Genomic DNA, 13,879 nt, shown 5'->3' on the forward strand with positions numbered 1-13,879 from the left:
GCCGCGGATGTCGAATTCAGTTCCAGTCGCGGATGTCGACGAAGTGGCCTGCGATCGCCGCCGCTGCTGCCATGGCCGGCGAAACGAGGTGGGTCCGGCCCTTGAAGCCCTGGCGGCCTTCGAAATTCCGGTTCGAGGTGGACGCGCACCGCTCGCCGGGCTTCAGCCGGTCATCGTTCATCGCAAGGCACATGGAGCAGCCGGGCTCGCGCCACTCGAAGCCTGCGTCGAGGAAGATCTTGTCGAGGCCTTCCTGCTCTGCCTGCTGTTTGACGAGGCCGGATCCCGGCACGACCATGGCTTCAACGGTGCTGGCGACCTTGCGGCCTTCAACGACCTTTGCGGCTGCGCGCAGATCTTCGATGCGGCCGTTGGTGCACGATCCGATGAACACGCGGTCGAGCTTGATACCGGTGATCTTGGTGCCCGGCGTCAGGCCCATATATTCCAGTGCGCGCCACTTGGAGATGCGCTTGTTCTCGTCCTCGATCTCGTCGGGGTTCGGCACCGCACCGGTCACCGAGATGACGTCTTCGGGCGAGGAACCCCAAGAGACGATCGGCGGCAGGCTGGCCGCATCGAGCGTGACGACGCGATCGAAATGGGCGCCTTCATCGGTCTTCAGCGTCTTCCAGTACTCAAGCGCCATGTCCCAGGCCATGCCCTTGGGCGAGCGCGGGCGATCCTTGATATAGGCGAAGGTCTTCTCGTCCGGCGCGATGAGGCCGGCGCGGGCGCCACCTTCGATCGTCATGTTGCAGACGGTCATGCGGCCTTCCATGGAGAGCGAGCGGATCGCTTCGCCGGCAAACTCGATGACGTGGCCCGTGCCGCCGGCGGTGCCGATCTCGCCGATGATGGCAAGGATGATGTCCTTCGCCGTCACGCCCTCGGGCAATTGCCCGTCGACGCGCACCAGCATGTTCTTGGCCTTTTTTTGGATCAGCGTCTGTGTAGCGAGCACATGCTCGACTTCCGACGTGCCGATGCCGTGCGCCAGCGCACCGAAAGCACCATGGGTGGAGGTGTGGCTGTCGCCGCAGACGATGGTCGTGCCGGGCAGCGTGAAGCCCTGCTCGGGGCCGACGATATGCACGATGCCCTGGCGGATGTCGGCGGCATCATAATACTCGACGCCGAAATCGGCCGCGTTTTTGGCAAGCGCCTCCACCTGGATGCGGCTTTCCTCGTTCTTGATGCCGAGCGCGCGGTCCGGCGTGGTCGGCACGTTGTGGTCGACGACGGCCAGCGTCTTTTCCGGCTGGCGCACCTTGCGGCCAGTCATGCGAAGGCCTTCGAAAGCCTGCGGGCTCGTCACTTCGTGGACGAGGTGGCGGTCGATATAGAGCAGGCAGGTGCCATCGGGCTGTTCGTCGACCAGATGGTCGTTCCAGATCTTGTCATAAAGCGTCGTGGGCTTGGACATGGTGTTCATCCGTCAAAACTGAAAAAGGGGATGGGCAGCATTGCGCCGTAAAACCGGCGGCGACTGGAATCAGCCGATATCGCTGCCGTCGGCGCCGGTCAGCCGCGCATGAAAGCGGCCGGGCAGACGCTTGTGATCGTGCAGAGGCGCGAAGCTGAGCGTCGTCGGAAAACGCATTTTCCCACTAAAGCGCTCTGTCGTCTCTGGCCGATCGAAATTCATGCGCCGCTCATACCAATCTTCGGCGGATGAGGCAATCAGTGGGGCTTCGAACGCCAGCCGCCGCGCCGATCCTCCGGCTGGCCCGTCGAGCGGCGCAACCGCCGCTCCAGCGCCCTCAGAGCGATCGAAAGGCCGACCGTCAGCAAGAGATAGAGATAGGCTACGATCGAATAGGTCTCGAAGAAGCGAAACGATCCTGAGGCGTAGACCTTGCCCATCTGCGTGAGATCAGCGACGCCGAGCACCGAAACAAGCGAAGAATCCTTGACCATCGCCACGAAGTCGTTGCCGAGCGGCGGAAGGATGGTGCGGATCGCCTGCGGCAGGATGACAAGCCGGAACCGGTGCCAGCGACCGAGCCCAAGTGCCTTTGCCGCCTCCACCTGGCCGGGATCGACCGACTGGATGCCGGCCCGAAACACTTCCGCGATGAAGGCCGAATAACCGATCGTCAGCGCGATGATCGCGCGCCAGAGCAGCGACACGTCCCGCACCAGCAGTTCACCGACAAGCCCGGCTTCCCTGAGCGGTGTCGTCACGGCATTCCAGGCAACGACGAAAGCCGGCGCGCCGACGAAGGCGATGTAGAACAGCAGTACCAGAACCGGCACGCCCCGGATGATCTCGACATAGAACCGCGAGATCTGGCGCAGCGCGACCGATCCGGACAGCGCCATGAGCGCAAGTCCGAGCCCGAGCAGCGTCGCCAGCGCAAACGCCACGATCGTCACGAAGATGGTGATCCAGAGCCCGCGCGAGACGATCGTCAGAACTTGCGAGTAGAGATCGTTCGACGCGATCAGCACCGCAATGGCGATGGCGAGCGCACCTGCTGCAACCAGCCAGTACGGAAAATCCTTGTCGCCCGCCGGCGCTCCGCCATGGGCCATCAGGCAGCGCCCTGCCCGTCGCTCGGGCCGTTACTCCAACGATGCGGCAAGTGTCAGTTGCCCAGTTCGTAGTCGAGGAACCACTTCGTCGTGAGCGTCTCCAGCGTGCCGTCAGCCCGCATGGACGCGATCGCCGCGTTGATCGGCGCGACGAGGTCGGAGCCTTTCGGGAAGATGAAGCCGAAATCCTCGGTGCCGAGAGGATCGCCGATGAGCTTCAGCGCGCCGTTCGAGGCATTCACATAGCCGCGGCCGGCCGTTCCATCGGTGAGAACGAGATCGACGTCACCGGTGTTCAGCGCCTGCACCGACGCGCCGAACGTCTCGAAAAGCCGGATGCGCGGGTTCTGCTCGTTGCCGTCGAGAACGTCATAAACCGCCACGTAGAACGGCGTCGTCCCGGACTGAGCGCCGACCAGCCCGTCTTCGAAAGCGGCGAAGCTCGCAGCATCCGTGAAGCGGTCTTCGTCGGCCCGCACCAGCATGAACATTTCCGAGCGCATGTAGGGATCGGAAAAATCGACGAGCTGTGCGCGTTCCTCGGTGATCGTGATCCCGGTCATGCCCATGTCGTACTGTCCGTCCGACACGGCCTGGATCATCGCATCCCAGCTGGTGTTCTGGTAGGTCACGGTCAGGTTCAGCCGCGCGGCGATCTCGGCGACGGCGTCATATTCCCAGCCGATCGCATCGCCCGACATCGGATCGACGAACTGCAGCGGCGGATAGGCGTTTTCCGTGACGACCACAATCGACCGGCCACCGAGATCGGGCAGTTCCTGCGCTTCAACGCCAAGAGGCAGAGCAAGGACAGAGGCGATGGCGGCGAGGCTGCCGATCAGTTTGGAACGGGTCATGGTCTTGCTCCTGAGACGGTCGATCGACGCATCCTAGCGGCGCCAAGCGGCGAAGCAAGCAACCGCTTTTCCGTGCTTTGACGCCCAAATGAAAATGGCGACCGACGGCCGCCATTTTCGAAATCCGATCGTGTCGAACGGACGCTTATTCGGCTGCAGCCGGTGCGTCGTTCTTCGCTGCGTCTTCGGCGGCCTTTTCCTTGGCCAGAGCCTCGGCTGCAGCAACCTTTTCCGCTTCCAGACGTGCCTTCTCATCGGCAGCCGACTGGCGCTCGGCGTCGTTCAGCTTGCGGGCGCGCGTGCCGGTGTTCTCGACGATACGGGCCGACTTGCCGCGACGATCGCGCAGGTAATAGAGCTTGGCGCGACGGACCTTGCCGCGGCGCACGACTTCGACCGCTTCGACCAGCGGCGAATAGACCGGGAATACGCGCTCGACGCCTTCGCCGTAGGAAATCTTGCGAACCGTGAAGTTCTCATGGATGCCGCCGCCGGAGCGAGCGATGACGACGCCTTCATAGGCCTGCACGCGCGTACGCGTACCTTCCGTCACGCGCACCATGACGCGGACCGTGTCGCCGGGGGAGAATTCGGGAAGCTTGCGTGTCGCTTCGATCTTGGCTGCCTGCTCGGCTTCCAGTTCACGGATGATATCCATGATGATGACCTTTCGTTCTTCTGAAACTGCCAGAGCGCTTGCGTGACCCTTTGTGACAGGACGCCAGGTCGTGTGCCTTTCGGCGGAAGCGATGCACGGTTCTTTGCTTGATTATCGCGAAGGGATATTACCCTTCGCGCCGGGTCGTTACACCAAGTGGCGCCGGATGTCATCATTCGCCGTGGAATTTTTTCTCCGCGAGCAGGTCCGGCCGGCGCATCTCGGTCAGCTTCTGGGCCTCCGCCCTGCGCCAGCGCGCGACGGCGCCATGATCACCCGATGTCAGCACCTCGGGAATCGCGCGACCTTCGAAGAGCTGCGGGCGCGTGTAGTGCGGATATTCCAGAAGCCCGTCTTCGAAGCTCTCGGACTGGCCGGAAAGCGCATTGCCCATCACGCCCGGAAGCAGCCGCACGATCGCATCGAGAAGAACGAGCGCTGCCGGCTCTCCGCCGGAAAGAATATAGTCGCCGATCGAGACTTCACGCAGGCCGCGCGCCTCGATCACGCGCTGGTCCACGCCTTCGAACCGACCGCAGACGATGACGGCGCCCGGTCCTTCGGCCAGTTCCCGCACCAAAGGTTGCCGCAACACCTCCCCGCGCGGGCTCATCAGCAGGCGCGGCCGAGGATCGCCCTCGGGAGAAGCGTGGTCTATCGCGCGCGCCAGGATGTCGGGCCGCAGCACCATGCCGGCGCCACCACCCGCCGGAGTATCATCGACGGTGCGGTGCCGATCCTCGGCAAAATCGCGGATCTGGACCGCCTCGAGGCTCCAGTCGCCGCGCTCGAGCGCACGGCCGGCGAGAGACGTACCGAGATGCCCGGGAAACATGTCCGGGTAGAGTGTGAGGATACTGGCGTGAAACGCCATCAGTCCACCCCCGCGCCCTTCGGCGGACGCCGCCTGCGGCTGCCCGGATTGGAGCGGGACGCCGCCTCCTCCTCACCGCGCTCGTCTTCGCCGTCATCGACGAGCCCGGCAGCGATCGGATCGACCAGCAACCAGCCGGCATCGACGTCCAGTTCGGGAACGGCAGCTTCAGAAAACGGGATCATGACGCTCGGACCACGCTCCGGCTTGATCTCCAGCACGATGCCGGCGCCGAAATCATGCACGGCAATGACCGATCCATGGGCAGTACCCTCGCCGTCCTTGACGGAAAGCCCGATCAGATCGTCCTGATAGACCTCGCCATCGTCGAGCGCATCGTCCGGCAGGCTGTCCCGGTCGATGAAGAGCTCCAGCCCGTTCAGCGCCTCGGCGGCATTGCGGTCCGACACGCCTTTGATCGTCAACAGCACGATGTTCTTGGAGGGCTTTGCCTTGAGAATTTCGAACGTCCGGCCATCGGCGGCAGTCAGCGGACCGTAATCTCCGACCGCGGACGGGTCCCCGGTGAAGGCTTGCGCGCGCACTTCGCCCTTGATGCCGTGCGCCCCGCCGATCCGTGCCATCAGCAGCATCTGCTTGGAATTCATGTCGCCGAAGTCCTCTGTCCGCGTCATCTCATCATACACGAACGGGCGGCCGATGGGCCGCCCGTTCAAAGTCCCGAAAATCAGGAAAAGTCTTATTCCGCAGCGGCTTCTTCAGCCGGGGCGTTCTTTGCAGCTTCAGCCTCGGCGGCCTTGGCGGCTGCTTCCTCTTCCTTCTGCTTCTTCTCGGCCAGACGCTCCTGAGCCTTCTTGCCGGGCTTCGCCTTGTCCGGGTTGTTGCGAGCATCACGCTTGGAAACGCCGGCTTCGTCCAGGAAGCGCAGCACACGGTCGGTCGGCAGGGCGCCGTTCGAGAGCCAGTGCTTGATGCGCTCTTCGTTCAGCTGAACGCGATCGCCGCTTTCCTTCGAGAGCATCGGATCCCAACGGCCGACCTTCTCGATGAAACGGCCATCGCGCGGCGAGCGCACGTCGGCGACGACGATGTGGTAGTAGGGGCGCTTCTTGGCGCCGCCGCGGGCGAGACGAATCTTCAGTGCCATGTCAAATACTCCTTGCGATCGTGGCTGCCGCATCTGCGGCGAAGAGGTTTGGTAAAAGTCTTGGTCTCAGGCCGCTCCGGAGGGAGCGGAATTCTCCGTCACCGCGCCACTGGCCGAGGCGGCGATTGCCTCGTGATGGCGGATGACCTCCTGAATGATGAAATTCAGGAATTTCTCTGCGAAATCCGGATCGAGCTCGGCATCGCGCGCGAGGCGACGCAGGCGTTCAATCTGCTGGCTCTCGCGGTTCGGATCGGAGGCCGGAAGGCCGTGTGTGGCCTTCAACACGCCGACCGCCTGGGTGCAGCGAAAGCGCTCGGCAAGCACGTGGATCAACGCCGCATCGATGTTGTCGATGGACTTGCGCAGTCCCTTCAGCTGTTCGATCGCGCTCGGCTCGCTCATGCCACTCCCCTCACTTCTTCCGTCCAGGCAGGCCTGGAAGCCCGCCAAGGCCGGGCAGACGCGGGCCGCCAAGCCCAGGCAGTCCGCCGCCGCCCATTCCACCCATGCCGCCCATGCCCTTGCCGAGACCGGCTGCTTCAGCCTGCTTCTGCAGTGCTTCGAGCTGCTTCGGGTCCATCTTGGACAGATCGGGCATGCCGCCGCCCATCATGCCGCCCGGGCCCCCAAGACCGCCGCCCATGCCGCCACCGAGGCCGCCCATCATCTTGCCGAAAAGGCCGGCCTTCTTGCCCTTGCCGCCCATGGCTTTCATCATGTCCGCCATCTGGCGGTGCATCTTGAGCAGCTTGTTGATGTCGGCGGCATTGGTGCCGGAGCCGGCGGCGATGCGCTTCTTGCGGCTGTGCTTCAGAAGATCGGGATTGGCGCGTTCGGCTGGTGTCATCGACGAGATGATCGCCTGCTGGCGACCGAAGATCTTGTCGTCGAACCCGGCGGCAGCCATCTGGTCCTTCATCTTCCCCATGCCGGGCATCATGCCCATGATGCCGCCCATGCCGCCCATCTTGGACATCTGCTTGAGCTGGTCGGACAGGTCGTTCAGGTCGAATTTGCCGGCCTTCATCCGGTCGGCCATCGCCTGGGCTTTTTCCTGGTCGATGGTTTCGGCAGCGCGCTCGACCAGCGAGACGATGTCGCCCATGCCGAGAATGCGGTCTGCAACGCGGCGGGGATGGAATTCCTCCAGCGCGTCCATCTTTTCACCGACACCGATCAGCTTGATCGGCTTGCCGGTAACGGCACGCATGGACAGCGCCGCACCACCGCGGCCATCGCCGTCCATGCGTGTCAGCACAAGGCCGGTGATGCCGACGCGCTCGTCGAAGTTGCGCGCCAGGTTGACGGCGTCCTGACCGGTCAGCGCATCGGCGACCAGCAGGATTTCATGCGGCTTGGCCTTCGTCTTGATGGTCGCCATCTCGACCATCAGCGGCTCGTCGATGTGTGTGCGGCCGGCGGTATCGAGAATGACGACGTCATGGCCGCCGAGACGGGCCGCCTGGACTGCGCGCGACGCGATGTCGGTCGGCGACTGGCCCGGAATGATCGGCAGCGTGTCGACGCCGGTCTGCTCGCCCAGCTGCTTCAGCTGCTCCTGGGCGGCCGGACGCCGCGTGTCGAGCGACGCCATCAGGACCTTTTTCTTGTCCCGCTTGGTCAGGCGGCTGGCGATCTTGCCGGTCGTGGTCGTCTTGCCCGAGCCCTGAAGGCCGACCATCATGATCACGACAGGCGCCGGTGCATTGAGATCGAGCGTGACGCCTTCCGAGCCGAGCATGGAGACTAGCTCGTCATGCACGATCTTGACGACCATCTGGCCGGGCTTGATCGACTTGACGATCTCGGCGCCGACGGCCTTCTCACGCACCCGGTCGGTGAAGTCGCGCACCACTTCCAGCGCCACGTCGGCTTCCAGAAGCGCGCGACGCACTTCGCGCAGCGCTGCCTGCACATCCTTGTCGGACAGCGCGCCACGGCCGGTCAGGCCGTTCAGAATGGAACCCAGGCGTTCCTGGAGATTGTCGAACATGGCTCAGTCCTTCAAACCATCGAAACAGGAGAGTCTCGAAGGTCGTTATGTCCGCACCCGAATGCAAGCCAAAGCACGAAAGCACCCGAGGGCGCATCGCGCTGTCGGGTGTTGACCTCCGGGCTCTCTTTATACCTTGACGGGGCCCGGTCGGCGGCTTCGAAGCTTACGCTCGTCGCATGGAATTGGCCCGCTTCAACAGGATATGCTTCCGAAAGTCAAGCGCAGGCGGCTTGCCCCCTCCAGAGCGCCGGCTTCAACCGTCCACGAGCGCGCTCTTCGGCGCGTCGTCACGGTTCAGCCGAGTGGGCACCTCGTCCCGCGTCAGCGTGTCGGCCGCGGCAGCCTCATAGGCGGCGGCGACGCGCGCCATGACACGCAACGCAACGATGACCTCGGTGATGTTGATGTCGCCGAGCCGCTGGCGCAGCAAGGCCATCTCGCGATGGTGGACCGTCTCGAACAGCCGCTCGCCCTTTTCCGTCAGCTTGCAGAGATAGGCGCGGCTCTGCCGGCTCGAACGCCGGCGCTCGACCATGCCGAGCGTGATCAGGTCTGTCATCGTGCGCTGCACGAATTGCCGTTTCATGCCCAGCATGCGCGTTGCGGTGGGTACCGTGATCGGCCCGCAGCCATGCAGCACTTCCATCACGTCGCGCTGCGCGACCGAAATGCCGGTGCCTTCCAGTTGCGCTTCGAGGGTGCGCTGGATGTTGAGATGAACCGGCCGGATGAGCCTGATGACCTGATAAAGCCGGTCTTGCTTGTCGAAGCGTGTTTGCATGGCAAATCAAACTAGCAACGGCGTTGCACTGGGACAACTGCACCTTAGGAGGTGCTCATAAACTTCCCGTGAACTGGACGGTCGTTCCGGCGCAGCCGTCGACGCGGCCCATGCCGTCCCTTATATCGGCGCCATGAAACGTCGACATTTTCTCTCACTTGCAGGATTGGGTGCCATGGCAGCTGGCTTCGGCCTGTTCGGCGTGCGGCGCGCCTCGGCCAATCCCTATTACGATGGCCCCGTCAGCGATCATTTCGACGGAACGTACTTCTTCAATCCGGGTGGTCGGGAGCCGGGGTCCTTCCTCGACCTCCTGAAATGGCAGCTCGGCGAGACGAAGACGCCCTGGCCCGAGACCTTCGACAGCCCCTTCCCGCCTGCCCGGCCGGATGAGCGCGTTGGTGGTAGAGACCTTCGCATCACCATGGTCGGCCATGCGACGATGCTGATCCAGACCGCGGGCCTCAACATCCTCACCGACCCCGTCTGGTCTGAACGCGCAAGTCCCGTCTCCTTCGCCGGCCCGCGCCGCATCAATCAGCCGGGGATCGCGCTGGATGCGCTGCCGCCGATCGATGTGATTTTGTTGTCGCACAATCACTACGACCATCTCGATCTCGATACGCTCGCAGCCCTTCACGCCGCCCATCGACCCCTGATCGTCACACCGCTCGGCAATGATGTGATCGTGCGCGAACGCGTGGCCGATGCGTGGATCGCGGTTCACGACTGGGGAGAAGGCGTCGAGGTCGCGCCGGGCATCAGTGTTCGCCTGGAGCCGGCACACCATTGGTCGGCACGCGGTACGCGCGACCGCCGCATGGCGCTTTGGGCCGCCTTCGTCGTGGAGACGCCGGGCGGGCGTATCTACCATATCGGCGATACCGGCTTTCATTCCGGCATCAATTACCGCGCGGCAGCGGAAAAATACGGCGGCTTCCGCCTCGCCATCCTGCCCTTCGGCGCCTATGAGCCGCGCTGGTTCATGCAGGGCCAGCACCAGAATCCGGAAGAAGCGGTGGAAGGCATGCTGCTTTCCCGTTCCGCGCATGTCGCCGGCCACCATTGGGGCACCTTCCGGCTCACCAATGAAGGCATCGACGATCCGGTGACGGCGCTCCATGCGGCACTCGACGGACGGTCGATCGCGCGCGAGCGGTTCCGCCCGATGCGGCCCGGCGAAGTGTGGGACGTCCCCGCAGAACAGGCTTGAGCCCCGCGCACTGGTAATCTCAAGCCGTTTCGGCCATATAAGCCGGCAAGTGACAGGGCTTGATGAGACGATGAACGCCGGCGTTCCCTTCGCCAAGATGAATGGACTGGGCAACCAGATCCTCGTGGTCGACATGCGCGGCCGCGACGATCGGGTATCGCCCGAGGCCGCCATCGCGCTCGCGGCCGATCCAGCAACGCGGTTCGATCAGATCATGGCGATCCATGATCCCAAGCGCGACCTGACCGACGCCTATGTGCGCATCCTCAATTGCGATGGTTCCGAAGCACAGGCCTGCGGCAACGGCATGCGCTGCGTCGTCCAGGCACTCGCCGCCGAAACCGGCAAGTCGCTGTTCACCTTCCAGACCATCGCCGGCATCCTGACGGCGCAGGAGCACGAGGACGGGCTGATCTCCGTCGACATGGGCGAGCCGATCTTCGACTGGCAGAAGATCCCGCTCTCGGAGGAATTTCGCGATACGCGCATGATCGAGCTGCAGATCGGCCCGATCGACGCGCCGGTCCTGCATTCGCCTTCGGTCGCTTCCATGGGCAACCCCCATGCAATCTTCTGGGTCGACGACGACGTCTGGGGCTATGAGCTCGATCGCTTCGGCCCGATCCTCGAGCATCATCCGCTGTTTCCGGAACGCGCCAACATCTCCATTGCGCAGGTGACTTCGCGCAGCGAGATGACGCTCCGTACCTGGGAACGTGGCGCCGGGCTGACGCGCGCCTGCGGCTCCGCCGCCTGTGCGGCTGCCGTTTCAGCCATCCGCAAGCGCATGACCGACCGGACCGTGACCGTGCATGTCCCCGGCGGCCCGCTCGTGATCGAGTGGCTGCAAAACAACCATGTGATGATGACCGGCCCGGCTGAGTGGGAATTCTCCGGAACGCTCGATCCCAGGACCGGCGCATTCACCCGAGACGCCGAGCAGAGCGAGGCCGCGCAATGAGCGGCGTCGACATCCTCACCTTCGGTTGCCGGCTGAATACCTACGAGTCCGAGATCATGCGGCGTGAGGCCGAGGCGGCCGGCCTCAACAACGCCGTGCTCGTCAACACCTGCGCGGTGACCGCCGAAGCCGTGCGCCAGGCCAAGCAGGCGATCCGCAAGGCACGGCGTGACAATCCCCATGCCCGCATCATCGTGACGGGCTGCGCCGCCCAGACCGAGGCCGCAACCTTCGCCGGCATGGATGAAGTCGACGTGGTTCTCGGCAACGAGGAGAAGCTGAAGGCGGCGAGCTACCGCAAGCTGCCGGATTTTGGCGTTTCGGCCGAGGCGAAAGTCCGCGTCAACGACATCATGGCCGTGAAGGAAACCGCGCCGCAGATGGTCGATGCCATCGAAGGTCGCGCCCGTGCCTTCGTCCAGGTGCAGAATGGCTGCGACCACCGCTGCACCTTCTGCATCATCCCCTATGGCCGCGGCAACTCGCGCTCGGTGCCGATGGGCGCCGTCGTCGACCAGGTCCGCCGGCTTGTCGAAAACGGCTATATCGAAATGGTGATCACCGGCGTCGATGCAACGAGCTATGGCGCCGACCTGCCGGGCCAGCCCTCGCTCGGCAAGCTGGTGCGCACCATTCTCGCCCAGGTGCCGGAACTCGCCCGGATCCGCCTGTCCTCCATCGACAGCATCGAGGCTGACGAGCATCTGATGCAGCTCATTGCTGACGAGCCGCGCTTCATGCCGCATCTGCATCTTTCCCTGCAGCACGGCGACGACATGATCCTGAAGCGGATGAAGCGGCGCCATTTGCGCGACGATGCCATCCGGTTCTGCGAGGACGTTCGCCGACTGCGCCCCGACATCGCCTTTGGCGCGGACATCATTGCCGGCTTTCCGACCGAGACCGAGGAGATGTTTCAAAACGCGCTGTCGATCGTCGACGCCTGCGGCCTCTCCCATCTCCACGTGTTTCCCTATAGCCCGCGTGAAGGTACACCGGCCGCCCGCATGCCACAGCTTGACCGGTCGCTGATCAAGGAGCGCGCCCGCCGGCTTCGCGCCAAGGGTGACGAGGCCCACCACGCTCATTTGACGTCGCTCGTCGGCACGCGGCAGACGCTGCTGATCGAAAAGCCCGGCATCGGCCGCACCGAAAACTTCGCGCTAACATCCTTCTCCGAGCATCTCGGTGAATCGGGAACGTTGATCGGCGTTGATATCGTCGGCCATGATGAGGGCATGCTGCGCGCCGAAAACCGATGCCGCTCGGCAGCCTGACCTCCGAACCCCAGGAGCGTCTCCAGGAGAAGTGGGCACCGGTTCACCGTTCGGAAACGCGACAAACCCAAACCCAGAGCAATCGAGCGGTTCGAGAAAAGCGAAATTGCTCTGCGGGACTGAAAGACAGATTATGGCCTTAGGCTTCGTGAAACGCATGTTCTCCTTCGGTCGAACGAAGGAAGAGGAAAAGCCGGATGGAGCGGCGACGCTTCCGGAAACGCTTGCTCCGCTCGCTTCGACCGAGGAACCCGCAGCACCGAAAGCGATCCCTGCGGCAGAAAGCGTGGCGGCAGTTACCCTGATCCGCCCCGAGCCTGTTGAAGCACCCGTGACACCTGTGATCGACGGAGCGCCCGCTTTCACACCCGAAACACTGCCGACGGAAGCGACGGCAGAGCCGGTCGAGACGCCTGAGCCGATTATCGAGACTGTCGAGACGGCAGGCGAGGCATCGCTCGATCTGGACGCAGCCGAGCCGGAAGACACTGCGGCATTGACATCCTTAGCCGACGAATCGACAGCGATCGACGCTGACGTCGATCCTGATCCGGCTCCGTTGCCGACCATGGAAGGTGGCATCCGCATTTCCCGCGGCTCGGCACCATCAACGGAACTGACCGACATCGCGCCGCCGCAGAAATTGTCCTGGTTCCAGCGCCTGCGCCAGGGCCTCTCGCGCACCTCCGCGCAGCTGACCGACCAGATCACCTCGATCTTCACCAAGCGCAAGCTGGACGAGGACACGCTGCAGGATCTGGAGGACGTCCTGATCCGGGCCGATCTCGGCATAGAGACCGCGATGCGCGTCACCGACACACTCGCCTCCGGCCGCTACGGCAAGAGCGTCGATTCCGCCGATGTCGCGAAGATCATGGCGAGCGAGATCGAGAAGGTGCTGGCGCCCGTCGCGCGGCCGCTCGAACTCAATCTCGACCACAAGCCGCATGTCATCCTCGTCGTCGGCGTCAACGGCACAGGCAAGACGACCACGATCGGCAAGCTCGCCGCCAAGCTGACGCGCGGCGGCCTGAAGGTGACACTCGCCGCCGGTGACACATTCCGCGCGGCAGCCATCGAGCAGTTGAAGATCTGGGGCGAGCGCACCGGCTCCACCGTGATTTCCTCCAAGCTCGGCGCCGATGCGGCCGGCCTTGCTTATGATGCCTTCGAGAAGGCGAAGGCCAATGGCTCCGACGTCGTCATCGTCGATACGGCCGGCCGCCTGCAGAACAAGGCGGAGCTGATGGCGGAACTGGAAAAGGTCGTACGCGTGCTCGGCAAGCTCGATCCGGAAGCCCCGCACACCGTGCTGCAAACGCTCGACGCGACGACCGGCCAGAATGCGCTGAACCAGGTCGAAATCTTCAGGAACGTCGCCGGCGTGAACGGTCTTGTGATGACAAAGCTCGACGGGTCGGCCCGCGGCGGCATCCTCGTCGCCATTGCGGCCAAGCACAAATTGCCGGTGTATTTCATCGGCGTTGGCGAAGGCATCGACGATCTGGAGCCCTTCGAAGCGCGGGAATTCGCCGCGGCGATTGCCGGAACGCCGCTGAAATAGAGTGCTTTCGTGCCATCACTTCAGCATCATGACGCTGTAGACGATGACG

At 63.8% G+C, this 13,879-nt stretch carries 15 protein-coding genes; 4 read left to right on the forward strand and 11 right to left on the reverse strand.

Annotation, left to right across the window (positions count from 1 at the left end; all coding sequences use genetic code 11):
* Positions 1 to 16: 16 nt before the first annotated feature.
* From leuC to QQL76_RS15750, 11 genes are all read right to left on the reverse strand, one after another.
* The gene (gene leuC, locus QQL76_RS15700; RefSeq protein ID WP_499208453.1) at positions 17 to 1,426 is read right to left on the reverse strand and encodes a 3-isopropylmalate dehydratase large subunit; all 1,410 of its coding nucleotides are present in this window, start codon (positions 1,424 to 1,426) and stop codon (positions 17 to 19) included.
* Positions 1,427 to 1,495: 69 nt separating this feature from the next.
* On the reverse strand, positions 1,496 to 1,648 hold the full coding sequence (locus QQL76_RS15705) for a hypothetical protein (RefSeq protein ID WP_164527765.1): 153 nt from the start codon (positions 1,646 to 1,648) through the stop codon (positions 1,496 to 1,498).
* 35 nt (positions 1,649 to 1,683) lie between these two features.
* Entirely contained in the window at positions 1,684 to 2,538 is an 855-nt protein-coding gene (locus QQL76_RS15710) for an amino acid ABC transporter permease (protein WP_499208454.1), read from the reverse strand.
* 53 nt (positions 2,539 to 2,591) lie between these two features.
* Positions 2,592 to 3,395 (reverse strand): type 2 periplasmic-binding domain-containing protein, encoded by an 804-nt coding sequence (locus QQL76_RS15715; RefSeq protein ID WP_499208455.1) that lies wholly within the window; start codon positions 3,393 to 3,395, stop codon positions 2,592 to 2,594.
* Positions 3,396 to 3,540: 145 nt separating this feature from the next.
* On the reverse strand, positions 3,541 to 4,053 hold the full coding sequence (gene rplS, locus QQL76_RS15720) for a 50S ribosomal protein L19 (RefSeq protein WP_126007589.1): 513 nt from the start codon (positions 4,051 to 4,053) through the stop codon (positions 3,541 to 3,543).
* A 172-nt stretch (positions 4,054 to 4,225) separates the two neighbouring features.
* Complete coding sequence (gene trmD / locus QQL76_RS15725) at positions 4,226 to 4,927, reverse strand: tRNA (guanine(37)-N(1))-methyltransferase (protein WP_499208456.1); 702 nt, start codon at positions 4,925 to 4,927, stop codon at positions 4,226 to 4,228.
* Positions 4,927 to 5,535 carry a ribosome maturation factor RimM gene (rimM, locus tag QQL76_RS15730; RefSeq protein WP_499208457.1) on the reverse strand — a complete coding sequence of 203 codons (609 nt, stop codon included), beginning with the start codon at positions 5,533 to 5,535 and terminating at the stop codon, positions 4,927 to 4,929. Before rimM ends, trmD begins: the two co-directional genes overlap by 1 nt.
* Positions 5,536 to 5,627: 92 nt before the next feature.
* Entirely contained in the window at positions 5,628 to 6,035 is a 408-nt protein-coding gene (rpsP, locus tag QQL76_RS15735) for a small ribosomal subunit protein bS16 (RefSeq protein ID WP_499208458.1), read from the reverse strand.
* 66 nt (positions 6,036 to 6,101) lie between these two features.
* Positions 6,102 to 6,440 (reverse strand): chorismate mutase, encoded by a 339-nt coding sequence (locus QQL76_RS15740; protein WP_499208459.1) that lies wholly within the window; start codon positions 6,438 to 6,440, stop codon positions 6,102 to 6,104.
* 10 nt (positions 6,441 to 6,450) lie between these two features.
* The gene (gene ffh, locus QQL76_RS15745; RefSeq protein ID WP_499208460.1) at positions 6,451 to 8,031 is read right to left on the reverse strand and encodes a signal recognition particle protein; all 1,581 of its coding nucleotides are present in this window, start codon (positions 8,029 to 8,031) and stop codon (positions 6,451 to 6,453) included.
* A gap of 256 nt (positions 8,032 to 8,287) precedes the next feature.
* Positions 8,288 to 8,815 (reverse strand): MarR family winged helix-turn-helix transcriptional regulator, encoded by a 528-nt coding sequence (locus QQL76_RS15750; protein ID WP_404863427.1) that lies wholly within the window; start codon positions 8,813 to 8,815, stop codon positions 8,288 to 8,290.
* A 175-nt stretch (positions 8,816 to 8,990) separates the two neighbouring features.
* Between QQL76_RS15750 and QQL76_RS15755 the strand changes: the two genes are divergently transcribed.
* The 4 genes from QQL76_RS15755 (at position 8,991) to ftsY (ending at position 13,830) form a co-directional block, all read left to right on the forward strand.
* On the forward strand, positions 8,991 to 10,028 hold the full coding sequence (locus QQL76_RS15755) for an MBL fold metallo-hydrolase (RefSeq protein ID WP_499208461.1): 1,038 nt from the start codon (positions 8,991 to 8,993) through the stop codon (positions 10,026 to 10,028).
* A 70-nt stretch (positions 10,029 to 10,098) separates the two neighbouring features.
* Entirely contained in the window at positions 10,099 to 10,989 is an 891-nt protein-coding gene (dapF, locus tag QQL76_RS15760) for a diaminopimelate epimerase (RefSeq protein ID WP_499208462.1), read from the forward strand.
* Positions 10,986 to 12,266: a MiaB/RimO family radical SAM methylthiotransferase gene (gene mtaB / locus QQL76_RS15765; protein ID WP_499208463.1), complete on the forward strand. Its 1,281-nt coding sequence runs from the start codon at positions 10,986 to 10,988 to the stop codon at positions 12,264 to 12,266. Before dapF ends, mtaB begins: the two co-directional genes overlap by 4 nt.
* Positions 12,267 to 12,399: 133 nt before the next feature.
* On the forward strand, positions 12,400 to 13,830 hold the full coding sequence (gene ftsY / locus QQL76_RS15770) for a signal recognition particle-docking protein FtsY (protein ID WP_499208464.1): 1,431 nt from the start codon (positions 12,400 to 12,402) through the stop codon (positions 13,828 to 13,830).
* Positions 13,831 to 13,879: the final 49 nt, after the last annotated feature.

Source organism: Rhizobium albus, assembly GCA_030160035.1.
Lineage (GTDB): Bacteria > Pseudomonadota > Alphaproteobacteria > Rhizobiales > Rhizobiaceae > Georhizobium > Georhizobium albus.